Genomic DNA, 26163 nt, shown 5'->3' on the forward strand with positions numbered 1-26163 from the left:
CGCGGCTCAGAACAACAGCGCGACGCCCGAGACGAACAGCAGCGCGAGCACGATCTTGCGGAACGCGGCCTCGTCGATGCGGCCGAACAGTTTCAGCCCGAGCCACGTTCCCGCAAAGAGAAATGGCAGGCCGAGCGCGAACAGCTTTGCGGTCTCGAGCGTGAGCGAACCTTTGGCGCCCAGCAGGAGCGCCGCAATGGCGAACACCACGACCGCGACGGGCTGAAAGGTGGCGCGCTGAACACCCTTGGGCAGGCCGCGCAGATTGCACCAGATGGTGACGATGATGCCGGCGAGGCCGGTCAGGCCACCAAGCACACCGTTGACGAAGCCGATCGTCATGTCTGCGGCCGGCGGCACGATTGTCGCGACCTTGAGCTGCGGCTTGAAGAACGCATAGAGGCTGTAGACGATCAGGATCGCCCCAACCGCGATGCGGACGCTCTTGGGATCGGCCGAGGTCAGGAGTGACACGCCGACCGGCACGCCCACGACGGCACCGATCATAAAGGGCCACAGCCGCCGCCAGTCGAGCGCCGCGCGCAACTTCCAGACCGAGTAGCCCTGAACCAGAAGGCCAAAGCCGACGATCAGGCTGGCGCTCTGAAGCGGCGTCAGCACGTAAAGCCACAGCGATGCCGCGACGAGGCCGAAGGCAAAGCCGGAAAGGCCGGCGACGAATGCGCCGGCAAAGGTGGCCAACAGGAAAAGCGGTAGTTCGATTGCGATCCCGTCCATTGCTCGCTCCAAACATCAGCGAGCAGCGCTTGCGTGGGATCACCACTTCACGGGGAGGCTGCGACATCCCCGGTGGTGCGAGCCTAGGTGAAGCCGCTTCCCTCCACAATGACCTTGTTACGCAGCCCGGATCGCGTCCAGGAACTTCCCGACCTCGATCTTGAGGCGGCTGCTCTCGCCGGACAGCGACTTCGCTGACGCGAGCACGGTGGAGGAGGCCGATCCGGTCTGGCTCGCGCCGCGCTGCACGTCGACGATGCTGGCGGAGACCTGCTGGGTGCCGCGCGCCGCCTGCTGCACGTTGCGGGAAATCTCCCGCGTCGCCGCGCCCTGCTCCTCGACCGCGGAGGCGATCGCCGATGCGATCTCGGACATGCGGGTGATGGTGTCGCTGATCGACTTGATGGCGCCGACCGAATCCTCCGTCGCGCTCTGGATTCCCGTGATCTGCTGGCTGATCTCGCCGGTGGCCTTGGCGGTCTGCTCGGCCAGCGCCTTGACCTCGGAGGCGACCACGGCGAAACCGCGCCCGGCCTCGCCGGCGCGCGCCGCCTCGATCGTTGCATTGAGCGCCAGAAGATTGGTCTGGCCCGCGATCTGGCTGATGAGCTCGACCACGTCGCCGATCCGGCCGGCAGCCTTGGCGAGCTCGCCGACATAGTCGTTGGTCCGCGCGGCCTGCTGCACCGCTTCGCTGGCCACCCGCGCGGAATCCTGGACCTGACGGCCGATCTCGTCGACCGAGGACGCCATTTCCTCCGCGGCCGCGGCAACGGTCTGCACGTTGGTGGAGGCCTGTTCGGAGGCGGCCGCGACCGTCGCGGTGACCTTTTCCGATTGATCGGCGGTACTCGTCAGCGTTCCCGCCGACACTTCCAGCTCCGACGATGCCGACGACACAGTGTTGATGACGTCGCCGATCAACGCTTCGAAATCGCGCGCGATCTGGTCCATGCGCTGGCTACGCTGGAGCTTCGCCTCGGCTTCGACCGCGGCGGCCTCGTCGGCGGCCTTCTTGGCGGAGAGCGAGTCCTTGAAGTGCTGGAGCGAGCCCGCCACCTGGCTGATCTCGTCATTGCGGCCCGTCACGGGAATCTCGACCTCGTGCTGCCCAGCCGCAAGCGTTGCGATCACGTCCGCGAGCCGGCCCAGCGGCGTCACCACGCGCCGGCGCAGCATCATGGTCACGCCACCGAGTGTCCCCAGCAGCGCCAGCACCGCCACGCCCGCGAGCGCGAGCATCGCCAGCGCGCCGTCGCGCGCGGCCACGGCGCGCTCGGCAGCTTCGACCAAGGCGGCATCGCGCACGCCGTAGAACATCTGGATCGCCGGTACGATGACGCTGGCCAGCTCTTCGGCATTGATGCCGTACTTGCCGTCGCCACGTGCCGCAGGCATTTCCTTGTCCACGACGAGCGCTGCCTTCCCGAAGTAAGAATCCGTCGCCGCCTTCAGCGCGGTGGCGATGCGGGGCGGGCTTCCGAGTTGGTCGATACCGGCCTCGATGCGCTCGCGGTCGGCCTCGACACGTCCCTGCATCCGATCCATCAGCGAAAATTCAGCCGCCGTGAGCGGTCGGCGTGCGCTCAGCGCCGGCGACAGCGAGGCGGCGCGGCTACCGGCCGAGACGCGCAGATCCTGCGCCGTTCGCGCCAGGCTCAACAGTGCCGCAAGCGAGGAATCGGCATTGATGACCTTCGCTTCGAGCCGGTTCATGATCGGCTCGATATTGCCGATGACCTCGGCAACGCCCGGAAGGAAGCCCTTGATCGCAGCGCTGTCGCGCGTCGCCAGCGGAACGCTCATCGCGCGATCTGCCGCGGTGGTGATATCCTTGAGCCGCCGCGCGGTACGGTCCAGGTTTTCGATCATTGGCCCGGAATCATCCAGCACCGTGATGGCGCGCCTTGCCCCCTCGAACGCGACATCGACCGCTTTCGCCGCCTTCGCGGCGGCTTCGATCTGGACCTGGGTCGCAGCGTTCTCCTGGAAAATCGGGGAAATGTAGGGGGCACGAAGGCTAGCAATGTGCTGACTGACCGTCAGGGTCGCACCAAAGGCGTCGACCGTCTTGATCGCGTCGGAGCGGTTCGCGAAGATGCGCGCCTGGGGTATCAGCACCTCGGCGCCAAGGATGACTGCAAAAACCGTCACCGTCAGCATCGACAGCGCAAAGAGCTTCCCGATCCGCATCTGATCCCCCGAATACATTCCTGCAAATGCCGAAAACTTAGCCGGTTGCCGCTAAGAGCCCGTTAAGCAACGGCATGCCCGTAGTTCCGCGGAGTATTGGGCTTCGAGTGCCTTCCGGACGGTGTCGCCGAAGTTCCTTCGCGATGCCGGATACGACAGAATCGTCGGCATTTCTCCCCCGAATACCTATATCAAGGCCTGTGTCGCCATCCGCGCCACACTCCATTACCTCGGAACATCAATGCTCTCCGCCGAACTCGCCATCGTCGTCGTCCTGATCGTCATCAACGGCTTGCTGTCCATGTCCGAGCTGGCCGTGGTCTCGTCACGTCCGGCCCGGCTGTCGATGCTCGCCGCCAAGGGCGTCCGCGGCGCCGAGCGGGCGCTGACGCTCGCGGCCGATCCCGGCAAATTCCTCTCGACGGTGCAGATCGGGATCACACTGGTCGGCGTCCTCTCCGGCGCGTTCTCGGGCGCGACGCTCGGACAGCGGCTGACGCAATGGCTGCTCGAGCTCGGCCTGTCCGCAGGAATTGCCGATATCGTCGGAGTGGGCCTGGTTGTCACGCTCATCACCTACGCCACCCTGATCGTCGGCGAGCTGGTGCCGAAGCAGGTGGCGCTGCGTGACCCCGAGAGCATCGCGGTCAGGGTTGCACCCGCGATGCACGTGCTTGCGAAGGTCTCGCTGCCGCTGGTCTTCCTGCTCGATCTCTCCGGCAAGCTGATCCTCACGCTGCTCGGCCATGGCGGCAAGTCCGAAGAGAAGGTCTCGGAAGACGAGATCCATCATCTCGTCAGCGAAGCCGAAAGCGCGGGCGTGCTCGAGTCAGGTGAAAAGGAGATGATCGCGGGCGTGATGCGGCTCGGCGATCGGCCGGTCGGCGCGATCATGACGCCGCGCACGGAGGTCAACGAGATCGACCTGAACGATACGCCGGAGAGCATTCGAGCGACCATCGCCAAGAGTCCGCATTCACGCTTTCCCGTCTCCGACGGCGACCGCGACAAGCCGATTGGCGTGCTCCAGGCCAAGGACCTGCTGGTCGCCTTCATGAACGAGCGCACGCCGGATTTGCGCGTGCTGGTTCGCGAGGCGCCGGGCATTCCCGCCTCGGCCGATGCCCGCGACGTGCTGGCGATCCTCAAGGCTGCGCCGGTGCATGTAGGCCTCGTCTACGACGAATACGGCGCCTTCGAAGGCATCGTGACGACGGCTGACATTCTGGAATCGATCGTCGGCGCCTTCCATTCAGAGGAAGGCCCGCCGGAACCGGCCTACGTCAAGCGCGCGGACGATTCGCTGCTGGTCTCAGGCTGGATGCCGGTCGACGAATTCGGCGAGCTGCTCGGCATCGAACTGCCGCCGCACCGCTACAACACCGTCGCCGGCCTCGTGCTGCAACAGTTCAACGTGCTGCCTGATGTCGGCGACGCCTTCGACTTCGGCGACTGGCACATCGAGGTGGTCGATCTCGACGGACGGAGGATCGACAAGATTCTCGCGAGCCGGCGGAGCGAAGTAGAAACGGGGTGAGCGAGCGGCGACGTGTTGAAATGCAGATCGCCGCACTAAGCTTCACGTCGTCCCGGCCTAGTGCGCTGGAGCCCTCACCCGAACCTCACCCCGATCCGCTTTTCCTTGCGCCAGATCACGGTGCAGGCGAGATGTGTTCCGTCGGCCTGGACGAACAGGCTGAAACGGTCGGGGATGCCGACGGGACTGCTGACGTCGAGCGCGGCGCCGGTATCGGACAGGTTGCGGATGGTGCAGTCGATCGCGCCGCCGCCGCCGAACTCGATCGTTCCGGCCTTCAGCACGCGATGCCTTGCCTTGTCGCGCCGCTCATCCATGGCGACAATCTACACCCAAAGCTGAACCAAACGTTAAACGCAGCCCTCGTTGCGATGCTTTTGCGCGCGGGGCCTGCGGCCTTGCAAGTGGACCGGCGCCTACAGCGCCGGCTGGAACGTCTCTGTCCGCGCCATCCGCCAGGCGTCGCGGAAGCGCGGGTCTTCGGTGCCTTCGAGCAGTTCGCCCGGACGCAGCGACGGATAAAGCTGCGCGAACGATTTCACGTCCGTCGTCGAGGTGCGCTGCGAGAAATGGATCGGGCGCAGCTGCTGCGGATGTTCGAGACCGGCCGCGGCGATCAGCTCGGTCAGCGAGTGCAGCGTCGCAAGGTGATAATTGTGCACGCGGTCGATCTTGAGCGGCACATAGAGCGCACGCGCACGCGTCGGGTCCTGCGTCGCGACGCCGGTCGGGCAACGGTCGGTGTGGCAGCTCAGCGACTGGATGCAGCCGAGCGAGAACATGAAGCCGCGCGCCGAATTGCAGTAGTCCGCGCCGATCGACATGGCACGTGCCATGTCGAACGCGGTGGCGATCTTGCCGGAGGCGCCGATCTTGATGCGGTCGCGTGCGTTGATGCCTATCAGAGCGTTGTGGACGAAATTGACGCCCTCCCGCATCGGCATGCCCAAATGGTCCATGAACTCGAGCGGCGCGGCGCCGGTGCCGCCCTCGTTGCCGTCGACCACGATGAAGTCAGGATAGATGCCGGTCTCGATCATTGCCTTGCAGATCGCCAAAAATTCCCAGGGATGGCCGATGCACAGCTTGAAGCCGGTCGGCTTGCCGCCGGCGAGCTTTCGCATCTCGCCGATGAACTGCATCATGCCGACAGGTGTCGAGAAGGCGCGATGCGAGGCCGGCGAGATACAATCCTCACCCATCGCGACGCCGCGGATCTTGGAAATCTCCTCCGAGACTTTCGCCGCCGGCAGCACGCCGCCATGACCGGGCTTGGCGCCCTGGCTGATCTTGAGCTCGACCATCTTGATCTGGTCCTGGCTCGCGACGCGCGCGAAGGCTTCGGGATCGAAGGCGCCGTCGAGATGGCGGCAGCCGAAATAGCCCGAACCGATCTCCCAGATGATGTCGCCGCCCATCTCCGCGTGATAGGGGCTGAAGCCGCCCTCGCCGGTGTCGTGCGCGAAGCCGCCCTTCTTGGCGCCGGCATTCAGCGCGCGCACGGCGTTCGGGCTGAGCGCGCCAAAACTCATCGCGGAGATGTTGAACACCGAAGCCGAATACGGCTTGGCGCAATCCGGTCCGCCGATGGTGACGCGGAATTTCTCCTCGGCATGCGCCTTCGGCGACACCGAATGATGCATCCACTCGTAGCCCTCGCGGTAGACGTCCTCCTGGGTGCCGAACGGACGCTTGTCGAGCTGCATCTTCGCGCGCTGGTAGACCACCGCACGGATGTCGCGCGAGAACGGCATGCCGTCCTTCTCGCTCTCGAAGAAGTACTGCCGCATCTCCGGGCGAATTTCTTCGAGCAGGAAGCGGATATGCGCCGAGATCGGGTAGTTGCGCAGGACGGCGTGGCCCTTCTGCATGAGGTCGCGGACGCCCAGCAGCGTCAACGCGCCGAAGATCAGAATCGGGATCAGCAGGATGTCGAAGATCTTGCGGTCGGCGATGCCGATGCCGATTAGCAGCGCGGTGACCACCGCGCAGATCGTCAGGACGATGAAGCGCGGGGAGAATGGCAGCAGCAGGGTTTCCATGATCCCCTCTTCCACCAGCGGCAGCCGTTTGGCGGATACGTTGGCCGACAAGTGAGGCGATTCCTGCGTCTTATTCTCGTCGGCCACGATTCCCATCCTCTCGCCAGCATGAGGCGGTACGATACGCCCGCGCCTGTCATACGGATATGACGCGGCGGTTGTTTCAGGCTAGCGAATTCGGCGGGGACAAATCAATCAGCCCGATGGGCGGGCTGCTGCGGTGCAGCAGAGCCCGGAATGGATGGCCATTAACCGGTCAAGGTGCTTTACCCAGGCAAGCGTCCTGGCTTTCGCCAGGACGACGCCGAGAGGGCCTACCGCTCGACGAAGGCCTTTTCGATCACGAAATGGCCGGGCTTGTTGCCGGAGCCCTCGACGAAGTCGCGGCCCTCGAACATCAGTTTCAGCTCTTCGAGCATCGCCGGGCTGCCGCACATCATGATGCGGTCGGTCGCAATGTCGAGCGGACCCTGGCCGATGTCGTTGAAGATCTGCTCGGAGCTGATGAGGTCGGTGATGCGGCCGCGGTTCTTGAACGGCTCGCGGGTCACGGTCGGGTAGTAGATGAGCTTGTCCGCAAGCAACTCCCCGAACAGTTCGTCCTCGCGAAGACCGGCGACGAGCTTCTCGCCATAGGCGAGCTCGGAGACCTGACGGCAGCCATGCACCAGCACGATGCTGTCGAACTGGTCGTAAACCTCGGGGTCCTTGATCAGGCTGGCGAAGGGCGCCAAGCCCGTGCCGGTCGAGAGCAGCATCAGCCGCTTGCCGGGGATGAGGTTGTCGGTGATCAGCGTGCCGGTCGCCTTGCGGCCGACCAGGATGGTGTCGCCTTCCTTGATCTTCTGGAGACGCGACGTCAGCGGGCCGTCCTGAACCTTGATCGAGAAGAACTCGAGCTCTTCCTCGTGATTGGCGCTCGCCATGCTGTAGGCGCGGAGCAGCGGACGGCCCTCAACCTCGAGGCCGATCATCGCGAACTGGCCGTTCTGGAAGCGGAAGCCGGAATCCCGGGTCGCGCGAAAGCTGAACAGGGTGTCGGTCCAGTGCTGGACGGAAAGAACCTTCTCTCGGTAAAACGCGCTCATGATTTTCGATATTCCGAATAATTGCGGTTTTAGGGCAAAAGCGTTGCCCGGCCCCTGAAAGCGGAGCGGACACCATTGCCATGGCGGAGGATTTCGCGTGTGTGATCTACGCCATTGAGACCAATAATCAACCTCGTTCCGGATGCAATTGATGCCGGTCAAACCGGCATTTGCGGCGGAAATGGCCACATCATTAATGGATCTGCTGTCCGGCGCATGCGGAGGGCAATTTCTTTTCCCTCCGGGGCTCGAATACAGCACTTAATTTCCGTAGTGCTCGCGAGAATTTCATTAAGAATAGCTCTGATTTCACCCCCGTTTGGCGCCGTTTCCCGGATTTTTGCGGCTTTTGGCGCCAACATCGACTGGAACGGGCGACTGAGACACATGGCGAGCGGCGAGCGGATCTTCGTGCAGGCGATCAAGCGCTATTGCGCGACCCATGGCATCGCGCTCGATGTCCGCGCCGATGGCTGGCTGCTCGCGATGCGCCGGGGCGAGCAGCGCCACTTCGCGTTCGGCTACGACATCGGCCTCAACAGCGCCATCGCGCACCGCCTGGCCAACGACAAATCGGCCGCCGCCGAGGTGCTGGCGCTCGAGGGCGTGCCCTGCATTCCCCATCGCCTCTTCCTCAATCCGAAGTTGGGCGAGAAGGTTGTCGGCGTCGCCTGGCGAGAGACCATGCTGGCGTTGCTTCACGACAATCCGCAAGGCGTGGTGGTGAAGCCGAACGACGGGACGTCGGGACGATCCGTCTTCAGGGTAACGACGGAAACAGAGCTCGATCATGCGGTTGGCGAAGCCTTTTCGATGAGCGCCGGACTCGTGATCTCACCCTATGTCGTGATCGAGGATGAAGTTCGCGTGGTACTGCTCGACGATGTGCCACTCGTCGTCTACAGCAAGCAGCTTGGCCCGGATTGGCGGCACAATCTCGATGCGGGTGCAACGCCCGTGCTGATGCGGGACGACGATCTACGCGCAGCCTGCGCAAAGCTCGCCATCGATGCCGCCAATGCCATCGGCATCACCTTCGCATCGATCGACCTCGTGCACGTCGACGGCGTCTGGCGTGTGCTCGAGATCAACTCAGGCGTGATGATGGAGGCGCTGGCGAAGCTGCATCCGGAGCTGGTGCAGACGACGTACGATGCGGCGCTGGATCGGGTGTTCGGGGACGAACACTGAGCGACACGCGCTGGCGACTTCAGCTCACCGCCAGCCGATACGCAGCCTTGGCATTCACGCCGAACGCCTTCTCCCTCACCTGCGGCCCGAGCTTCGTCAGGCAGGCCTCCAGCGCGCCCTTGATCTCGCCATAGCTTCCCGCGAGCAAACATACCGGCCAGTCCGAGCCGAAGATCAGGCGATTCTCGCCAAAGCAGGTCGCGGCGTGCGCGACGAATGGAAACAGCCGCTCCGCATTCCAGTCGCTCCACACCGCTTCCGTCGCCAGCCCCGAGACCTTGCACCAGACATTGCCGCAGGCCGCGAGTGCCGCGATGCCATTGGACCATTCAGTGCTTCCGCCATCGGCGATCGGCGGCTTGGCTGCGTGGTCGAGCACGAAGCGCGCCTGCGGGAACGCTTGTGCGGTTGCGATCGCGGCCGGCAGCTCGCGGGTGCGGACCAGGAAATCGTAGGCGAGATCGTGCGCGAACACGGCCGTGAGGCCGCGCTGGACGTCCTCGCGCAACAGCCAATCCGGGTCGGCCTCGTCATGGACCTGGTGGCGGATGCCGACCAGCTTGTCGCCGCCGGGCGAAGCACGCAACTGCTCCAGCGTCTCGCCAAGTTCAGCGTCGGTCAGATCGGCCCAGCCGACGATGCCAATCACTGAGGGCGTCGCATGCGCGATCCTCAAAAATTCCTCGGTCTCCGCCAGTGCGGAGCGGCACTGCACCAGGATGCTCGCGTCGATGCCGTTGGCTTTCAAGAGCGGCGCGAGATCGGCCGGACCGAAGGCACGCCGGATCGGCGTGAGCTCGGGCGCGTCCATCCAGGGATAGTCGGCGCGCGCGGGATCCCAGAAATGCTGGTGAGCGTCGACGATCATGCCTTACGCTCCGCCCGGCAATGGCGCGCGGGCATCGACGAGTTTTCGCCCACGCAGCTCCCAGCTCATCTGCGTGCCGTGCTTGCGGCAGAGCTCGTCGAGCAGGCGATCGACCTTGGTCGAGATGGCGAAGGAGTCACGGGGTTGTTGCCGCAGGAATGCGCCAAGGCGTCGCTCCGCGAGGCCAAAGCCGTAGAGCGGCGCGGTGTCGAAGAAGCGGATTCCGAGCGACCAGGCGCGGGCGATGGTCGCTTCCGCATCGGCATCGCTGACGGGGGTGAACAATCCGCCGAGCGGGGCGGAGCCGAGGCCGAGTGAGGTGACATCGAGAGAGCCGAGCCGCGACCTTTTCATTCCCATTGCCTCAACAGTCTTCCCCGACAACCAAAATCATCTCTCCCGCTTGCGAAAATCGCAAGCGGGAGAGGCACGCAGGAGCGCGGGGCTGGCGACGCTCCTACTTCAACATCTGGGCAACGTTGTCCTTGGTGACGAGATCGAGGCCGGTATAGACGATCTCCGGCACCTTCTCGCCCTTCTTGATCGCGAGCAGCGTGTCCATCGCCTTCTCGCCCATCTCGAACGGACGCTGGCCGACCAGCGCATTGGCATAGCCATCGCGCAACAGCTCGAGCTGCATCTTCAGCGTATCGGCGACGACAAGCGTGAACTTGCCGGAATCGATATCCTTCTTGTATCTGGACGCGAAGGCCTTGAAGCCTTCGGGGGCGAACATCGGCCAGCCGCCGATGGGAACGATCGCGGCGAGGTCGGGCGTCGCGGTGCGCATGTCAGTCATCTGCTGAACCGCCAGCGCGGGATCGTCGTTGCAGAACGTCGGCGAGCCCGCGACCTCGGTCCATTTCGAGCCCTTCAACGCCTCGCGGACGCCGTCGACGCGTTCGGCGAGGTTCTTGGCACCGGGACCACCCGAGACCATGGCGTATTTGCCGCCGTCGGGCCGCAGCTTCAGGAGCTGCTTGCCGAGGGCCACGCCGAACTCCTTGTTGTTGGTGCCGATATAAGCGATGCGCTTGGCGCCGGGCGCATCGGCGTCGAAGGTGATGACGGGGATGCCGGCCGCGGTCGCCGCGTCGATCGACTTGGTCATCGCCGCGACGTCGGCAACGGATATGGCGAGGCCATCGACCTTCTGGGTGACGAAGTCCTGGATGATCTGGGCCTGCGTCGCCGGCTCGTGCTCGACCGGTCCCTTGTAGATGCACTCGATATTGCCGAGCTCCTTGGCACGCTTCAGGCAGCCGTCGCGCGCGAAGTCGAAGAACGGATTGTTCATCGCCTTGGGCACGATCACGAACCGGTAGTTTGCGGCAAACGCCGGCGTAGCCATCATCGCGACCGCGATTCCGGCAAGAATAAATTTCCTCATCGTCTCCTCCACCCTTCTTTGGCGCCTGTCCTCTTGAGATCGTCCGGGAAGCGGACAGGCGGCATTTTCGTTGCCGTCCCGGAGCGACGTCGTTTCAGATCATCCGCGAGCGGATGCGGTCGACCAATACGGCCAGGATGATGATCACGCCCACCAGCGTCTGCTGCCAGTAGGAGCTGACCTGGGCGAGCACGAGGCCGTTGCGGATCACCTCGAGCAGCACGCAGCCGACGATGGCGCCGAGCGGACCGCCGATGCCGCCGGCGAGATTGGCACCGCCGATGACGGCCGCAGCGATCACATTGAGCTCGTAGGACGTCGCCATGTTGGCCGGCGCCGACCCGAGCCAGCCGGAGATGATGATGCCCTGGAGGCCTGCGGCGAGCGCGCAGATCACATAAACCTCGATCTTCACCCGCACGACCGGGATGCCGGTGAGTTCGGCCGCCTTCTCGTTGCCGCCGAGCGCGAACACGTGACGGCCGAACGCGCTGTGGTGCAGCAGCACGGCCATCGCCAGCGCGAGGACGATCAGATAAATGAATGGCACCGGCACGCCGAGCACGTCGCCCGAGGTGAGCGCGTAGAAATAATCGGCATCCGGCCCACCTGGAAAGCTGCCGCGTCCGTTGGAGACGACATAGCCGAGCCCGCGCACGATCGAGAGCATGCCGAGCGTGGTGACGAACGGCGACAGGCCGAGCACCGCGATACAGAAGCCGTTGACGAGGCCGGCGAGCAGCGCGACGCCGAGGCCGGCGAGAAGCGAGACCACCAGGATCAGGCCGGGGACATTGGCGAGCACGGTCTTGCCGTCGGCCGCCATGTGCACGAACAGGGAGCCTGCCGGCGAGCCGGGCGCCGACAGCTCGGTCATCACCATCGAGGTGACCATGGCGGAGAAGCACATCATCGAGCCCACCGACAGATCGATGCCGCCGGTGATGATTACGAAGGTGACGCCGAGCGTCGCAATGGCGATGAAGGAGAAATTCTTCGCCACGTTCTGCATGTTGCCTTCGGTGAAGAAGTACGGGCTGGCGAAATGCATGACCACCAGCAGCACTGCCAGCGCGAGCAGGACATAGCCGGTCTGGGACGCGAAGATGCCGCGCTGCCACCATCTGATCTTGCCGATGTTCGAAAAGGTGATCGGGGATTCCAAGGGCATGGCCATCACGCCGCCTCCTTCGCGCCAGTGATCAGGGCGGTGACCTCCTCGGGAGAGGTCTGGTGGATGGGCTTGTCGGCCCGCTTTTCGCCGCGGCGCATGACGATGACGCGATCGCACACCGCGAACACGTCGGGCATGCGATGCGAGATCAGCATCACGGCAACGCCCTGCTCCTTCAGCCGGTGGATCAGGCCGAGCACCTGCTCGACCTGGCGGACCGAGATCGCGGCCGTGGGCTCGTCCATCATGACCAGCTTCGCGTTGGAGAGCCGCGTCCGCGCGATCGCAACCGCCTGGCGCTGACCGCCCGACATCTGCTTGACGAGATCGTCGGGGCGCGTCTCCGAGCGCAGCTCGCCGAACAGCTCCAACGCACGCGCAGCCATCGCCTTGTGGTCGAGCAACGCGAACGGCCCTATCCTGCGCTTCAGCTCGCGGCCGAGAAAGACGTTGGCTGCCGCCGTGAGATTGTCGGCGAGCGCAAGGTCCTGATAGACCACCTCGATGCCGACGCCGCGGGCATCGATGGGCCGGTTGAAATGAACCGCGCTGCCGGCGAAGCGGATTTCGCCGTGGCTGGGGCGGAAATTGCCGGCGATGATCTTGACCAGCGTCGACTTGCCCGCGCCGTTGTCGCCCATCAGGCCGACGACCTCGCCGGGAAGGACCTGCATGTCGACATCATGCAGCGCGCGGATCGCGCCGAACTCCTTGCCGATGCCGGTCAGCTCGAGGACCGGTGTTGCTTGTGCATTTGTCATCAGCGGCCTTCCTCAGACGTAGCGGTTGACGAGGGATTCAAGATATTCCTGCCGGCCCGAGCGCGGCTGCGGGTCAAAGCCCGGGCCGTGCGCGCGGTCGGCAAGTTCGGCGAGCGAGCGCTGGCCGCCGAGAATGGCGCGGCCCTCGGGCCCGGCCCATCCCTCGTAGCGTTTCGCGAGCGGCGCAGTGAGCACGCCGGAATCCAGCATGTCCGCGGCGGCGAGCAACGCCCGCGCGCAGGCGTCCATCGAACCGACATGGGCATGGATCAGATCGTCGGGATCGATCGACTGGCGGCGGATCTTGGCGTCGAAATTGAGCCCGCCGGAGCTGAAGCCGCCGCGGCTCAGGAGCTCGTGGAACACCAGGGCAAGCTCGGGCACGTTCATCGCGAACTGGTCGGTGTCCCAGCCGAGCAGATCGTCGCCGCGGTTGATGTCGAGCGAGCCGAACACACCCAGCGCCTCCGCGAGCGCGACCTCGTGATGGAAGGAGTGGCCGGCGAGGATGGCGTGGTTCTGCTCGATGTTGAGCTTGACGTCCTTCAGCAGGTCGTAACGCGCCAGGAAGCCGTAGCAGGTGGCGACGTCGAAATCATATTGATGCTTGGTCGGCTCCTTCGGCTTCGGCTCGATCAGGATCGGCCCCTTGAAGCCGATCTTGTGCTTGTGCTCGACGACCAGCGAGACGAAGCGGCCGAGCTGGTCGAGCTCGCGCTTGAGGTCGGTGTTGAGCAGCGTCTCGTAGCCCTCGCGCCCGCCCCACAGCACGTAGTTCTGGCCGCCGAGACGGTGCGTCACCTCCAGCGCGGCGCGGACTTGGCCGGCGGCATAGGTGAAGATCTCGGGGTCCGGATTGGTGGCCGCGCCCGCCATGTAGCGGCGATGCGTGAACAGATTGGCGGTGCCCCAGAGCAGGCGCACCTTGCTTGCGGCCATCTTCGCTTCGAACAGATCGGCGATGGCATTGAGGTTGGCGACGGATTCGCCAAGCGAGTTGCCTTCCGGCGCCGCATCGACGTCGTGGAAGGTGAAGAAGGGCACGTCGAGCAGGCGGAACAGCTCGAAGGCGACGTCGGCCTTGGCGCGCGCCTGTGCCATCGCATCGGTGCCGTGATGCCAGGGCCTTAGGAACGTCTCGCCGCCAAAGGGATCGCCGCCGGGCCAGCACAATGAATGCCAGTAGCAGACCGCAAAGCGCAGATGGTCCTCCATCCTGCGGCCATGGACGAGGCGGTCCTTATCGTACCAGCGGAAGGCAGGCGCGTTTCCCGCATCCCCGCCGGCGAAGGCGACAGGTATGCTTGTATCGAAGAATTTCGCTGACGCGTTCACTTAGGCACACTCCTTCAAGGCGGGATAAAGTTCGCGCCAGCGGCGATAGGCCTCGTCATAGGCCGCACTGACCGATGGGCGAGGCGTAAAGCTCGCGAGCCGGCGCGGACGGGTGCAAACCGCAGCCGCGTCTTCGCCGGTGGCGGCGAGCCGTCCGAGCCTGGCGGCGCCGAGCGCCGCCCCGACCTCGCCCTCCTCGACGCGGTGGACGGGAATGCCGAGCACATCTGCGCAGATCTGCGCCCACAGCGGCGAGCGCGAGCCGCCGCCGACGAGATCGACCTCGGCAAGCGGTCCGCCGGCCGCGCTCAGCGCCGCCAGATTGTCGCGCGCGGCGAAGGCGACGCCTTCGAGCACGGCCTGAACGATCTGGGAGCGCCCGGTCGCACCGCGCAGGCCGACGAAGGCACCGCTGGCGGCGGCATCGTTGTGCGGCGTGCGCTCGCCGTCGAGATAGGGCAGGAATTTGACCGGACTCGGTCCATCGACGCGCTCGCCGAGCGGCGCCAGCAACGCTGCGGCCGGAACCTCCATCACGCCGGCGAGCCAGGCCAGCGAAGCCGCAGCCGACAGCATCACGCCCATCTGATGCCAGCGGCCGGGCAGCGCGTGACAGAACGCATGGACCGCCGAGGCCGGCGCCGGCGCGAACCGATCAGTGACGCGGAACACCACGCCGGATGTGCCAAGCGACAGGAAGGCATCGCCCGGCGCGATGGCGCCGAGCCCGATCGCGCTCGCGGCATTGTCGCCGGCGCCGCCGGCGACCACGACATTCTTTGCCATGCCCCAGCGTTGGGCGTAATCCGGCGCGAGCGTCGCGCTGACCTCGCTGCCCTCGACCAGGCGCGGCATGTGGTGGAGATCGAGCCCGGTGGCATGCAGCAGCAGCGCCGACCAGCGGCGCAGACCGACGTCGAGCCATAGCGTGCCGGCCGCGTCCGACATGTCCTCGATCATCTCGCCGGTCAGTCGATAGCGCACATAGGCCTTCGGCAGCAGCACCTTTGCGACGCGCGCGAAGATTTTTGGCTCATGCCTGGCGACCCAGAGCAGCTTCGGCGCGGTGAAGCCGGGCATGGCCAGATTACCGGCGATGGTGTGCAACGAGGGGCAGCGCCGCTCCAGTGCGACGCATTCGGCGTGCGAGCGGCCGTCGTTCCAGAGGATCGCGGGACGCAGCGGCCGCCCGTCCTCGTCCAGCAGCGTCGCGCCATGCATCTGGCCCGATAGCCCGATGCCGCGCACCCGCGCGACCTCGCGCGGATGGCGGGCGGCAAGATCGTCGACCGCGCCGACCGCCGCATCGACCCAGCCATCGGGATCCTGCTCGGACCACAGCGGCGCCGGATGCGACAGCGCAAGCTCGCGCGCCGCCGTCGCGAGAACCGCGCCGGCTTCGCTGACGAGCACCGCTTTCACTCCCGATGTGCCGATGTCGATTCCGAGATACACGCCATCCTCCCTTTCGCCTGCTGCGGTGCGCGAACTCAAGGTCGCCTTATGCGCAACGGGTCGTTTTGAATTCCACCTGCCGCTAAGGCAGATTGTCCCGCATCACGATGTCGATCCTGATCTTCTCCTGTTCGCGCAAGATCGGCTCACCACGGGCGAGCGCGAGCAGCACGCGCACGGCGGCGCGCGCTTCATGTCCGGGGTTCTGCGAGATCGCGGCATGCATCACGCCCTGCAGCAGCAGCCGGCGCGTCAGCGCGGTGAGGTCGTGTCCGACGAACACCACCTGCCTGTCGCGGCCGGCATCGCTCAACGCCTTTTCGTTCAACGCGTTGGCGACGCCTTGCGTGCCGGCGCCGACATTATAAAGACCCACAATATCGGTATGCCTGCCCAGCAGCCGCGCCAACAATTGTTCCGAACGCGCGTCCTCGTCGCGTCCTTCGAGCACCGGCAGCACGCTGAGGCCGGCGAATTCCGACGCCATCACCTGGTTGAAGCCAAAAATGCGCTCGGCATGGTCGCGCAGGCCCTGCGAGCCCGCGACGATCGCGACCTTGCCGGACTTTTGTCCGACCAGCCGCCCGACCAGCGCGCCGGCGGTGCGCCCCGCGGCAATATTGTCGATACCGACATAATGGTGCCGGCGCGACGACGGCACGTCCGAGACCAGCGTCACGACCTTGGCGCCGGCATCGACGAGATCGTCGATGGCGGCGCGGACGCCGGGATGGTCCAGCGCGACCACGGCGATGCCGTCGTAATCATCCGAGAGCCCTTCAAGGGAAGCGGCGAGCACGGACGGATCGAACACGTCGGTCGCCACCGTCTCGACGCCGAGGCGGCGGGACGACAGCCAGCCCGACATCTCGCCGAGATAGTCCTGGATCTGCTGCATGAACGGGTTCGGCCCCGACGGCATCACGAAGGCGAAACGGCGGGCGCGGCCGCGGGCGAGCTCGGCGGCGGCCACGTGCGGCTGGAACGAATTGCGCTCGATCGCCTCCTTGACGCGCCGGACCGTATCCGGCCGCACGCCCGGACGATTGTGCAGGACGCGGTCCACCGTCGCGAGGCTGACGCCGGCCTGGCGGGCGATGTCCTTCAGCGTCAGCGCAGTCGTGGTGAGCGTCTCGGCCATGGCTGAAGGCTAGCAGAGGTGTTTTGAGGTACGCAACTCATTTTGAGGGGCGGCGAGCATTTTCCCTCGGCTGAGCCCAGGAACAGCTTTTCCCGTCCGCCGTTGCTGCCCCGTGCATAACGATATCACCCATGATCCCGGCGAGGGATTGAGCCCGACGCTCGAGCGCAACATCCAGGCCCTGGTCGAGCGCCGCCGCCGCGAGCAGCGCGGTGCCAGGGGTCAGGAAAAACTTGCCGATGCGATCACGGCGTTCACCGGCAGCATGGCGTTCGTCTATCTCCATGTCGCGGTGTTCGGCTTCTGGATCATCGCCAATCTGCACTGGCTGCCGGGAATCCCGGCCTGGGACGAGAGCTTCGTGGTGCTGGCGATGATTGCTTCGGTCGAGGCGATCTTCCTGTCGACATTCGTGCTGATCTCGCAGAACCGCATGAGCGCAGCAGCGGACAAGCGCGCCGATCTCGATCTCCAGATCAGCCTTCTCGCCGAGCACGAATTGACCAAGGTTGCCCGCCTGCTCACGCAGATCGCCGAGCGGCTCGACGTCCAGCCCGATTCGAAGCGCGATCTGGAGGAGGCAAGCCGGGACATCGCCCCCGAGCGCGTGCTCGACAGGATCGAGGAGACGCGCTCCTGAGCTATCGGCTCGCCGACAGATCCAGAGTCAGGAACAGGCTGTTGGGATCCTCGACATAGCCCTGGAACGGGCCGCAGAGGACAAAGCCATGCGCCTGGTAGAGCGCGTGCGCCGGCTTGAAATAGTCCCAGGAGCCGGTTTCGAGGCTGAGCCGCGCCATGCCGCGCGCGCGGGCTTCCGTGATGATGTGGCGGAGCATCTCACCGCCAAAGCCGCGCCGCCGCGTGGTCTGGAGCGTGTGCATCGACTTCACCTCGCCATGCTCGGCTGACAGCGACTTCAGCGCACCGGTGGCGACCAGCGTCTCGCCGTCCCAGCCGGTCCAGAACGCGACTTCCGGGGCACGAAGCCCGGCGAGATCAAGCGCATGCGCACTGCCCGGCGCGGTCTGTGCTCGCGCCGCCGCAACGTGATGGTCGAGCAGCGCGATGACGCGCGGATCAAAGGTGTCGCCGGTGCGGATCTGCATCGTCAGGGCCTCACATCTTGCCGTAGGACGCGCCGCGGCGCGTGATGATGACGTAGCGCGCGTCCTGTCTGGTCTCGTTCTCGAAGATCACCGCGCGCATCACGTCGAAGTCGAGACAGTCGCCTTCGCGCAGGCGAACCGCCTTGGCGTCGATGTGCACGGCGATCGCGCCCTCCAGCATCAGCAGCTGCTGGGTGAAGGCGTTGCGCCCCCAGGGGCTGTACGGCACCCGCGCGCCGGCCGGCAAATCGACGACGATAACCTCGATGCCGCTCGCCGCGTCCGCCGGCGAGGCGTGGCGGCGGCGATAGCCGCTGTCGGGATCGCGCCAGTGCGGTTGGTCGGCGAGCCGCACCAGCCGCTCCGGCGGCTTCTCGGCCAGCGCCACCACGTCGCTCAAGGACACATCGAGCGCCGCGCAGAGCTTGTTGAGCAGCGACGCCGTCGCACTGCTCTGCGCCCGCTCCACCCGCCCGATCATGGCGCGGCTGACGCCGGAGCGCGTGGCCAGCTCATTCAGCGTCATGCCGGCTTGCGTCCGCACCGTCTTCAAGCGACGACCGATCGCGCGATCGAGCTTTTGCTGGTCCATGATCTCTGATCCAAACGTTGCCCGTCGCAGGGACCGCATCCGCCGGACGAGAAGATTAGGCCGGAGCAGCGGCGTATGCCGGGATCGAGGGGCTAATATATTGGAATCTTTGCGCGCCGGGCAGCAACGTCTAGGATGGGCGCAATCACGATGCAGCGGGAGGTGTGGCATGAACGGACCGACGCAACGGATCATCAAGGCCAACGGCATCAGCCTCAACGTCGCCGAACAGGGCGAAGGGCCGCTGGTGCTGCTCTGCCACGGCTTTCCGGAAAGCTGGTATTCCTGGCGTCACCAACTCGCGGCGCTGGCCGCGGCCGGCTACCACGCTGTCGCGCCCGACATGCGCGGCTACGGCAAGAGCGACAAGCCCGAGGCGATCGACCAGTATACGATCCTCCACATGGTCGGCGACCTCGTCGGCGTGCTCGACGCTTTCGAGGCGAAGGACGCCGTCATCGTCGGGCACGACTGGGGCGCGACGATCGCCTGGCACACCGCGCGCCTGCGGCCCGATCGCTTCCGCGCCGCCGCCATTCTCAGCGTGCCCTATCGACCGCGCGGTCCGGTGCCGCCGACGAGTGTAATGCCACAGACGTCTGACGCGCAGTTCTATCAACTGTATTTCCAGGAGCCGGGTGTCGCCGAAGCAGAATTCGAAAGGGATCCGCGTGCAACGCTCGGCGCCATGCTCTATGGCGGTTCCGGCGAAGGCGCGGCGGTGATCCGCGCCAATGCCGAGCGTCAAGGGCGGACCGCCGGTGTCGGCATGGTCTCTCGCAAGGACGGCTTGCTACCGAAAATGCAGGTGCCGCTGCCGCCGTGGCTGAGTAGCGCGGACCTCGACTATTACGGTGCCGAATTTGCCCACAGTGGGTTTCGCGGACCGCTCAATTACTATCGCAACATCGATCGCAACTGGGAGCTGATGGGCGCCTTCGAGGGCGTCAAGGTGGTCGTGCCCTCGCTCTTCATCGCCGGCGACCACGACATGGTCATGGCCTTCCCCGGCGCCGCCGAGCACGTTGCCAACATGAAGCAATGGGTGCAGCAACTGCGCGGGATCAAGATGCTATCTGGGTGCGGACACTGGACGCAGCAGGAACGGCCGGCGGAGGTGAATGCGGCGATCGTGGAATTTCTGCGGAGCCTGCCGAACTAAAGGATGGAGCGGGCGAAGGGAATCGAACCCTCGTATGCAGCTTGGGAAGCTAGCTGTTCTCGATGAGATTCAATGTCTTAGCTGCAAAACTAGCGCCAATTCGCCCCAATCCCATCAATACCTTACGAAGCGCTCGCAAAACCGAGCGCTGATCGTCCAGCGAGACGACGGTATGTTCCAGATCGGGGTGAGCGATGGCGCCCTAGGTCCGTTCGAGACGCGAAGGTTTGCGGAAGCTGTAGCTGAAATGGAGGCGCCGCATGCCGCCTCTTAAAATGCGAAGGGCCGCCTCGGCAAAGGCAGCCCCCAATCGCAAATTCAACTTCAGCGCCGAGACGATTAGCACCGGTCCTTTGTCGCGGCAAGCGCTCAGGCTCAAGACCGCATTCCATTTGCCCCCTGCGACCGCTCGCGTCGTCGCTGAGCTCGCCTTTGGCGGGGCGGTGCCGCAATGATGGTCGCGGACGAGATCGCGCCCGGCACGACGCTACAGAGCGCGGCGGCGGTGAAGCTGTATAGGGACATCGCTTGCTGCGAATCGCCGGACCAACTCGATGCGGTCGGCCGGCTCCTATGGGGCGCCAATGCCGAAGGCCACGTTTCTGACGACGACGCGACGTTCCTAGCGGCCTGCATCCAGACGCGCCGTCCGCTCAGCCATCGGACGTCCATCGGCAGGTTCGCGGTTCCTGGTCGTCTCAGCCGCTTCCTGCCGCGCCGTCCCCAGCGGTCCTCTGATCGAAGGGCTTCTAGAGACCGCAGGCGAACGCTGGGCGGCTCCAGCGCGCTGCCCGACAACCTCCGCCATCATTTCACAGAAGGCCAGCGAGCTGTCCTGTGCGTCATCGCAGGCGAGATCAAGCGCTGCGGGATCTGCGACTTTCCGATCGACAAAATCGCCGCCTTGGCCGGCGTTTGCCGAACCACGGTTCAAAACGCCATCCACGAGGCGCGACGGCTGGGCCTGCTCAAGATCACTGAGCGTCCGCAACCCGGACGAAAGAACCTCTCGAACCTCGTCGAGATCGTCTCGCGTGAATGGCTTGCTTGGATCAAGCGCGGCCCATCCGCGGCTAGGCCGATAGGGTCCAATTTCGCGAAAACGGTGCCCCCCACGAAGAGCGCAGATTCAACAAAGAAGGGGCTTGGCGATGAAATGAGGTCGCTGGACGGTCACGGGCCGCCACTGAGAGGTGTTGCATGACGACGAAGCAAGTCCGAAGCCGCCGACCAATCTTCCCATCTGACGTCCAGCGCTTGGGCGGACGCGTCAGCATTGTGCCGAGCCGCGATCGCGTCGATGGATCGATCACGTTTATCGTCGAGCATATCAGCCGAGGTGGCGACATCCACTGGTCCTCGGCGCCGATCATGGACGAAGCGCAAGCTCAATCGGCCGCGGCGGTGCTGGCAAGGTACGTCGGAGCGACTGTCCGATGAAGCAGCCACGCCTCACGTTGCTCGGATCGCGCGTCAGCAAGGTCGACCAGCGGCTCGCGCCTCGGCCGAAGATCGCTGACCCGGTCTACTCCAGTCCAGAGTGGCGCGCGTTGATCGCAACCATCATCAATCAGCGCGGCCGTCGTTGCGAGGATCCAAAGTGCAAGACACCAGGCCGCACCGGCATGCGCGTCTTCGGCGATCATGTCCAGGAATTGAGGGACGGCGGTGCACTGCTTGACCCGCGCAACGTCATGCTCCGCTGCGGCTCGTGCCACTCGCGGAAAACCAATGAAGAGAAAGCAAAGCGAGCGAGCCAATGGGGGTAACGGGTTTGCATCCCCAGCGGCTTAGGAGAGCAAACGCCGCATATGGTCTCATCCGGAGGTTTTCAAGCCAGAACATGATTGCTTTCAAGTTTTCAAGATTGAGGATCGATGAAGGTGGAAGAGCAGCACCGTAGCTGGGGAGGTCGACGAAGTGGTTCTGGCCGCAAGCGGAAGCAATCGGCGAAGCCGACGCACGTCGATGCGCAAGAGAAATCTGATCCGATCATTCCGCAAGGTCTGACGGGAGCGAAACTGGCGGAGTTTCTCGAGCAACTGGCGCTTGAGACGCTGGCGACTGTTGCCGTCGCTGGAGCCTCCGAGGCGGCGCGCGTTGCTGCTTCGAAGGAAATGCTAGACCGCGCCCGGGGCAAGGCAGGGCCGGCCAAGCCGCCGGAAAACGATCAGGCCGACTTGGCCGACCATTGGGGCGAGTTACTTAGCCCGGGCGCATCTGCGGAGCGGGCCAACTAAGGTGACACCGACCGAAACCCACGCGTTCAGCAGGTTGCGCAGCGTGATGGCTGCGCTAGGTACTGGGCCGGTGCTTTCGGCCGAGGATGCCGCTTGGCTGCACGCGGCTCTCAGGAACTGGCTGGAATCTGGAACTTTGGAACAGGCGACGGACCAATCGCAAAAATTTCGGAACGGGACATTGGAGCATGCGATGGACCAACCGAAACAATTTCGCGCAAAATTCCGCATAGCCGACGCCGTCGACCTACTTGCCCAGCGGTTTGAGACCTGGACCGCAGCGGAATTGGAGTCGGCCATCAAGCGCTACCATGCCGGAGAATATCGAATTCACAAAGAGCACGGTACCGCGCCAGCAGGTGGGGATCGAGCAGCATTTCACCAATTCCTGACCGCAACCGGCGGCCAGCTGCGGGATAAACGCACAATCCAGCGCTGGCGCGAAAAAACGACACCTACCCCCCATGTAAATGTCGCTCCGAGCGATGCAATTTGCATGCATGGCAAAGGAACAACTGACGCAAAAACTGCCGGCTCGCGAAGCCTTCGATCGGATCGAGGCTCGCCTCGGTAACTTAATGGATCAACGCGAGGAGATTGTCTCGAAGATCCGAGCACTCGAAAAGACGAACATTGCAGGCGTGCCGGAGGTTTTCTCCGAGAAGCCTGCGGACATAGGCGCCGATCGTGAAACGCGAGCTCGCGCGCTTCTTGAAGGTGCACAGTTCGGCGACCTTCCGCCCCGTAGAGAAGCAGAGGGCGTTCGCCTTTTTCGGCTGCAGCAGCAGCTTGGCGACGTTGACAGGGCGATCGAACTGGCTCGCAGCCACGTCTTCGCCGCAGCAGCCGCAGCCACTCAGGAAGCTGTCAGCGCACACAAGTCTCAGGTCGATGCGCTGCATCGTCGCCGGGCCTTGGCTATCGTGAATCTGCTGAAGCTGAATGACGAGATAGGCGCACTCCGATCGAGCCTCGGCGTAGGCGGTGTCATGGCTGACGGACCACTCGACGCGTTCACGCCGCGACTGTTCGGTGGCTCGACACCATCGGCGCTCAACTCATGGCCGAAGCGCTACCTCGAAGCGTGCATCGCGGCCGGCATTGTTACGGAAAAGGAAACTCAATGAACATCTCAAGCCCCGATCGATCGCGCCGCTCGGCACCAGGCCCAGTAGATCTGGGAAAGGCCATCGCGGCAATCGCGGTCGCCGTGAACGGCCTGTGCGACGATGCTCTCGCAAGGCGCAAGGCGGAAGCGCCTGACAACCCAATCCTCAGACGTGCGGGAGCGTTCGCGCGCTCCCAAATTATCAAGGCGCAGAACACCGGGACGAATGGAACGGGTGGCGCTATCGTGCCGCCCGACATCTTGAACGAGATGATTGCAATCCGCGATCCGCGCGGCGCGATCCGTGGTTCGGCCAATGTGGTCCGGATGCGCTCAGACACCAAGAGCGTCCCTCGCCGCACTGCGGGCTTAACTGCCAATTTTGTGGCGGAAGCATCAGCCATTCCTGAGACCTCCTTCGTGGGCGACAACGTAGGGCTCACGGCCAAGAAGCTTGGAACGCTTACGCGCATGTCGACCGAGGTCGCGGAAGACGCAGCTGAAGATATCGAGGAACTGGGTGGACTTTTTACCACCGAAGTTGGTTACGCCTTCCTGTCGAAAGAGGACGACTGCGGATTCAACGGTGACGGCACCGCGGCGTTTGGCGGCATTCGCGGTATTTCTACGCTTTTTGCCGACGGCAATCACAACGCTGGACGGTACGTAGCAACAGGTCGCTCTACCTTTGACGTCATCACGGCTACCGATATGGCCAACTTAGTCGCGGCGCTCCCGGCAGTCGCCCTACCCGGAGCGCGCTTCTTCGTCTCGCAATTCGGCTTCGCAATGACGCTTTGGCGTCTCGCCTCCTCGGGCAGCGGAATTTCGTGGCGATACGTGAACGGCGTACTGATGCCCATTTTTATGGGCTTTCCCATTCAGATCACGCCCGTGCTGCCGCAGTCAAATAGCGGAATCTCCGGAAAGATGATCATGGCATTCGGTGACATGAGTCTGGCGGCAACATTGGGCGATCGACGGCAGGCAACAGTGAAGTTTTCCGGCGACCGCTATCTCGAGCTCGATCAGATCGCCGTGCGCGGCACGGAGCGGATCGACCTCGTTATTCATGATCTGGGTGACAACACTGCGGCCGGTCCCGTGGTTGGCTTAATCGCCGGCTGAATCTAATTCGGCCAGAGTCTCCACTGGCCGAAGCGCTCCCGTCAGGGGCGTCCTCGCAGGCCGGTCGGGCACTTCGGTGCCCGGCCGAGCCAAGCCCAAACAGAAGGATTTCAGAAAGTGCGCACGCTCGACAATCCAAAACTGAAGGCGAGGCGCCTCGCGCCGGATATCAAGATCGTCGTCATTGAAGCGTCTACCGGCGAGACGATCGCCTTCGAGATCAGCGATGCGACGGCGGCCGAGTGGGCTGCCGCGATTGCTGCGACCGAAGATGCGCAAGCCGAGTAAAGCGAGGAATCATGTTCGAGGGCATTTGTGTTGGCTGGAGTGAGCGCGGCTTCGGATTCATTCGACCGGCGGAGGGCGGCGCGGATATTTTCGTGCATGCCAAGGAAATCACCAATCGCGACGTGCTTAACCACGGCGACAAGGTCACATTTGACAGTGTATTCGACGACCGCCGCGGCAAGCTGCAAGCGCGCAACGTCCGGGTTCTCTGATGGAATCATCGTCCGGCGGCCGCGGAGCAAATTGCGAGGGCGCGGCAGCTATGCCGGGGAATTCACTCGAACTTGGGTCACTTCCGCCGGAATTCGCCGAGCCCCCGGCGGGTGCGCGCGGCTGGCTCGCCTTCCAGCCATCCACCGGCAAGGTCTGGCGCAAGCTCGACGGCGTGTGGCTGCGGATTGAAGAAGCGCTGGCGCGCATCGAAGCAAGGAAATCACATTGACCGCACTATCTTCCTACTCCACCGGTACCTGCGCAGTTTCCGCAGACGGGACGACCGTAACCGGCACCAGCACCATCTGGTCCAGCGCGGGCAACGTTAAGCCTGGGGATCTTTTCCAGAGCGGGCATTTCGTTTCGAAGATTACGGACGTCACGGACGATACGCATCTCGTTATCTTGCCTTGGCCTGGCTCGACCCTGAGCGGCGCGACTTATGCCATTTGGAAGGAATCGCAACAGCGCATTGTCGGCGAGACCTACGCGCGGGACGTCGACAAGGCTGTGAGTGCATGGAACACGTCGGGCTTTTTCGTTTTCGTCGCCGTGGGGGCGACCGCGCCCGATCCGTCGCTCGGCGACGATGGACAATGGGCATTTCAGCCGACCACAGGCGCTTATTGGCTCAAGACCGGCGGCGTGTGGGTTGCTAGCGGGCCGCCGGCCAAGGGCTACGGCGGCACGTCCACCACATCGCTGGTGATCGGCACGGGGTCAAAAGCCTTCACCACGCAGTCGGGTCTAGCCTATCAGAACGGCGCGCGGGTGCGTGCGACCTCCAACGGCGATGCCGCCAAATGGATGGAGGGCGTTGCGACCTACAGCGGCACGACGCTGACAATCAACGTCGATAAGACCAACGGCACCGGCACGTTTGCGGACTGGAATTTCAACGTCGCGGGTCAGTTCGGCGCGGGCGACGTGACTAGCTCGAACAATTTGTCGGAATACGCGGCTACGGCGGCGACAGCGCTGGGAAATCTCGCGGGCGTCAGCTACGGCGCGGCACAGACGCTTACGGCGGGGCAGAAGGATCAGGCCAGCGCGAACATTGGGACCGTGCGAGCAGTTCGTATTCAGACTTTCGTAGTTTCGGGCACATACACCCCAAACGCCAACATGCTTTACTGCACCATCGAATGTCAGGGTGGCGGCGGTAGTGGCGGTTCCTGTGTTGCTGGCAGTGGTGCTTACACTACGGGCTCCGGGGGCGGCGGCGGTGCGTATGCCCGCAAAACCGTATCACGAGCTACCGTAGGAGCTTCTCAAACAGTCACCATTGGAGCCGGTGGCGCGGCACCGGCAGCAGGTGCAAACTCTGGCGCCGCAGGCGGCACCACTAGCGTAGGCGCTCTTTGTAGCGCGAGTGGGTGGCACGGGCGGCGCATTCACACAGGTTAGCGT

At 64.4% G+C, this 26163-nt stretch carries 28 protein-coding genes and 1 pseudogene; 14 read left to right on the plus strand and 15 right to left on the minus strand.

The genetic code is table 11. From position 1 onward, the window contains the following. Positions 1-6 precede the first annotated feature (6 nt). Together ABIB90_RS02500 and ABIB90_RS02505 are read right to left on the minus strand one after the other, a co-directional pair. The gene (locus ABIB90_RS02500) at positions 7-738 is read right to left on the minus strand and encodes a sulfite exporter TauE/SafE family protein (protein WP_354200109.1); all 732 of its coding nucleotides are present in this window, start codon (positions 736-738) and stop codon (positions 7-9) included. A 117-nt stretch (positions 739-855) separates the two neighbouring features. After that, positions 856-2931, minus strand: coding sequence for a methyl-accepting chemotaxis protein (locus tag ABIB90_RS02505; RefSeq protein ID WP_354200110.1), 2076 nt, complete (start codon positions 2929-2931; stop codon positions 856-858). 241 nt (positions 2932-3172) lie between these two features. On the opposite strand from ABIB90_RS02505, the gene ABIB90_RS02510 reads away from it, so the two are divergent. Beyond that, the gene (locus tag ABIB90_RS02510; RefSeq protein WP_219679107.1) at positions 3173-4468 is read left to right on the plus strand and encodes a hemolysin family protein; all 1296 of its coding nucleotides are present in this window, start codon (positions 3173-3175) and stop codon (positions 4466-4468) included. A 74-nt stretch (positions 4469-4542) separates the two neighbouring features. Here the strand turns inward: ABIB90_RS02510 and ABIB90_RS02515 are convergent, their stop codons facing one another. The 3 genes from ABIB90_RS02515 to ABIB90_RS02525 all read right to left on the minus strand — a co-directional run bounded on the left by ABIB90_RS02515 (position 4543) and on the right by ABIB90_RS02525 (position 7598). Beyond that, positions 4543-4785, minus strand: a complete 243-nt coding sequence (locus ABIB90_RS02515; protein WP_219679104.1) for a PilZ domain-containing protein — start codon at positions 4783-4785, stop codon at positions 4543-4545. A 99-nt stretch (positions 4786-4884) separates the two neighbouring features. Beyond that, positions 4885-6606, minus strand: coding sequence for an FMN-binding glutamate synthase family protein (locus ABIB90_RS02520; protein WP_354126998.1), 1722 nt, complete (start codon positions 6604-6606; stop codon positions 4885-4887). A gap of 218 nt (positions 6607-6824) precedes the next feature. Further along, positions 6825-7598: a ferredoxin--NADP reductase gene (locus ABIB90_RS02525; protein WP_007597827.1), complete on the minus strand. Its 774-nt coding sequence runs from the start codon at positions 7596-7598 to the stop codon at positions 6825-6827. A 387-nt stretch (positions 7599-7985) separates the two neighbouring features. On the opposite strand from ABIB90_RS02525, the gene ABIB90_RS02530 reads away from it, so the two are divergent. Further along, on the plus strand, positions 7986-8789 hold the full coding sequence (locus ABIB90_RS02530; protein WP_354126999.1) for an ATP-grasp domain-containing protein: 804 nt from the start codon (positions 7986-7988) through the stop codon (positions 8787-8789). Positions 8790-8808: 19 nt separating this feature from the next. Here the strand turns inward: ABIB90_RS02530 and ABIB90_RS02535 are convergent, their stop codons facing one another. The 8 genes and pseudogenes from ABIB90_RS02535 to ABIB90_RS02570 all read right to left on the minus strand — a co-directional run bounded on the left by ABIB90_RS02535 (position 8809) and on the right by ABIB90_RS02570 (position 16913). Then, on the minus strand, positions 8809-9657 hold the full coding sequence (locus tag ABIB90_RS02535; protein WP_354200111.1) for an amidohydrolase family protein: 849 nt from the start codon (positions 9655-9657) through the stop codon (positions 8809-8811). Positions 9658-9756: 99 nt separating this feature from the next. Continuing rightward, positions 9757-10011 (minus strand): annotated as a pseudogene (locus ABIB90_RS02540) (aldo/keto reductase); the annotation flags it as partial. 103 nt (positions 10012-10114) lie between these two features. Next, complete coding sequence (locus ABIB90_RS02545; RefSeq protein WP_007597831.1) at positions 10115-11047, minus strand: sugar-binding protein; 933 nt, start codon at positions 11045-11047, stop codon at positions 10115-10117. 94 nt (positions 11048-11141) lie between these two features. Beyond that, positions 11142-12224: an ABC transporter permease gene (locus tag ABIB90_RS02550; RefSeq protein ID WP_007597832.1), complete on the minus strand. Its 1083-nt coding sequence runs from the start codon at positions 12222-12224 to the stop codon at positions 11142-11144. After that, positions 12224-12982, minus strand: coding sequence for an ATP-binding cassette domain-containing protein (locus ABIB90_RS02555; protein ID WP_354127002.1), 759 nt, complete (start codon positions 12980-12982; stop codon positions 12224-12226). The genes ABIB90_RS02550 and ABIB90_RS02555 overlap by 1 nt, the downstream gene beginning before the upstream one ends. A gap of 12 nt (positions 12983-12994) precedes the next feature. Continuing rightward, positions 12995-14317: a xylose isomerase gene (gene xylA, locus ABIB90_RS02560; protein ID WP_354200112.1), complete on the minus strand. Its 1323-nt coding sequence runs from the start codon at positions 14315-14317 to the stop codon at positions 12995-12997. Next, complete coding sequence (gene xylB / locus ABIB90_RS02565; protein WP_354200113.1) at positions 14318-15772, minus strand: xylulokinase; 1455 nt, start codon at positions 15770-15772, stop codon at positions 14318-14320. Between the two features lie 82 nt (positions 15773-15854). Further along, positions 15855-16913 (minus strand): LacI family DNA-binding transcriptional regulator, encoded by a 1059-nt coding sequence (locus ABIB90_RS02570; protein WP_354200114.1) that lies wholly within the window; start codon positions 16911-16913, stop codon positions 15855-15857. Between the two features lie 112 nt (positions 16914-17025). Here ABIB90_RS02570 and ABIB90_RS02575 point away from each other — a divergent pair, with 112 nt between their 5' ends. Beyond that, positions 17026-17553 carry a DUF1003 domain-containing protein gene (locus tag ABIB90_RS02575; RefSeq protein ID WP_007597837.1) on the plus strand — a complete coding sequence of 176 codons (528 nt, stop codon included), beginning with the start codon at positions 17026-17028 and terminating at the stop codon, positions 17551-17553. Position 17554: 1 nt separating this feature from the next. Here ABIB90_RS02575 and ABIB90_RS02580 read toward each other — a convergent pair whose 3' ends face one another. Both ABIB90_RS02580 and ABIB90_RS02585 read right to left on the minus strand, forming a co-directional pair. Continuing rightward, positions 17555-18022, minus strand: coding sequence for a GNAT family N-acetyltransferase (locus ABIB90_RS02580; protein WP_354200115.1), 468 nt, complete (start codon positions 18020-18022; stop codon positions 17555-17557). 10 nt (positions 18023-18032) lie between these two features. Then, on the minus strand, positions 18033-18614 hold the full coding sequence (locus ABIB90_RS02585) for a helix-turn-helix domain-containing protein (RefSeq protein ID WP_354162308.1): 582 nt from the start codon (positions 18612-18614) through the stop codon (positions 18033-18035). A gap of 169 nt (positions 18615-18783) precedes the next feature. Between ABIB90_RS02585 and ABIB90_RS02590 the strand changes: the two genes are divergently transcribed. The 11 genes from ABIB90_RS02590 (at position 18784) to ABIB90_RS02640 (ending at position 26160) form a co-directional block, all read left to right on the plus strand. Beyond that, positions 18784-19776 carry an alpha/beta fold hydrolase gene (locus ABIB90_RS02590; RefSeq protein WP_354200116.1) on the plus strand — a complete coding sequence of 331 codons (993 nt, stop codon included), beginning with the start codon at positions 18784-18786 and terminating at the stop codon, positions 19774-19776. 451 nt (positions 19777-20227) lie between these two features. Continuing rightward, positions 20228-20980: a hypothetical protein gene (locus ABIB90_RS02595; RefSeq protein ID WP_354200117.1), complete on the plus strand. Its 753-nt coding sequence runs from the start codon at positions 20228-20230 to the stop codon at positions 20978-20980. Positions 20981-21212: 232 nt separating this feature from the next. Further along, positions 21213-21545 carry an HNH endonuclease gene (locus ABIB90_RS02600; RefSeq protein ID WP_354200118.1) on the plus strand — a complete coding sequence of 111 codons (333 nt, stop codon included), beginning with the start codon at positions 21213-21215 and terminating at the stop codon, positions 21543-21545. A gap of 108 nt (positions 21546-21653) precedes the next feature. Then, complete coding sequence (locus ABIB90_RS02605) at positions 21654-22016, plus strand: hypothetical protein (RefSeq protein WP_354200119.1); 363 nt, start codon at positions 21654-21656, stop codon at positions 22014-22016. Between the two features lies 1 nt (position 22017). Further along, the gene (locus tag ABIB90_RS02610; protein ID WP_354200120.1) at positions 22018-22590 is read left to right on the plus strand and encodes a hypothetical protein; all 573 of its coding nucleotides are present in this window, start codon (positions 22018-22020) and stop codon (positions 22588-22590) included. Continuing rightward, complete coding sequence (locus ABIB90_RS02615) at positions 22517-23143, plus strand: hypothetical protein (protein WP_354200121.1); 627 nt, start codon at positions 22517-22519, stop codon at positions 23141-23143. The genes ABIB90_RS02610 and ABIB90_RS02615 overlap by 74 nt, the downstream gene beginning before the upstream one ends. Then, positions 23140-24252, plus strand: a complete 1113-nt coding sequence (locus ABIB90_RS02620) for a phage major capsid protein (protein ID WP_354200122.1) — start codon at positions 23140-23142, stop codon at positions 24250-24252. The genes ABIB90_RS02615 and ABIB90_RS02620 overlap by 4 nt, the downstream gene beginning before the upstream one ends. Positions 24253-24369: 117 nt before the next feature. Beyond that, positions 24370-24540, plus strand: coding sequence for a hypothetical protein (locus ABIB90_RS02625; protein ID WP_354200123.1), 171 nt, complete (start codon positions 24370-24372; stop codon positions 24538-24540). 11 nt (positions 24541-24551) lie between these two features. Next, positions 24552-24752, plus strand: a complete 201-nt coding sequence (locus tag ABIB90_RS02630; protein WP_354200124.1) for a cold shock domain-containing protein — start codon at positions 24552-24554, stop codon at positions 24750-24752. Positions 24753-24802: 50 nt separating this feature from the next. After that, entirely contained in the window at positions 24803-24982 is a 180-nt protein-coding gene (locus ABIB90_RS02635; protein ID WP_354200125.1) for a hypothetical protein, read from the plus strand. Next, positions 24979-26160, plus strand: coding sequence for a glycine-rich domain-containing protein (locus ABIB90_RS02640; protein ID WP_354200126.1), 1182 nt, complete (start codon positions 24979-24981; stop codon positions 26158-26160). Before ABIB90_RS02635 ends, ABIB90_RS02640 begins: the two co-directional genes overlap by 4 nt. The last annotated feature ends 3 nt before the right edge of the window (positions 26161-26163 follow it).

This window comes from Bradyrhizobium sp. JR4.1 (assembly GCF_040548605.1).
In the GTDB taxonomy this organism is placed as follows: domain Bacteria; phylum Pseudomonadota; class Alphaproteobacteria; order Rhizobiales; family Xanthobacteraceae; genus Bradyrhizobium; species Bradyrhizobium canariense.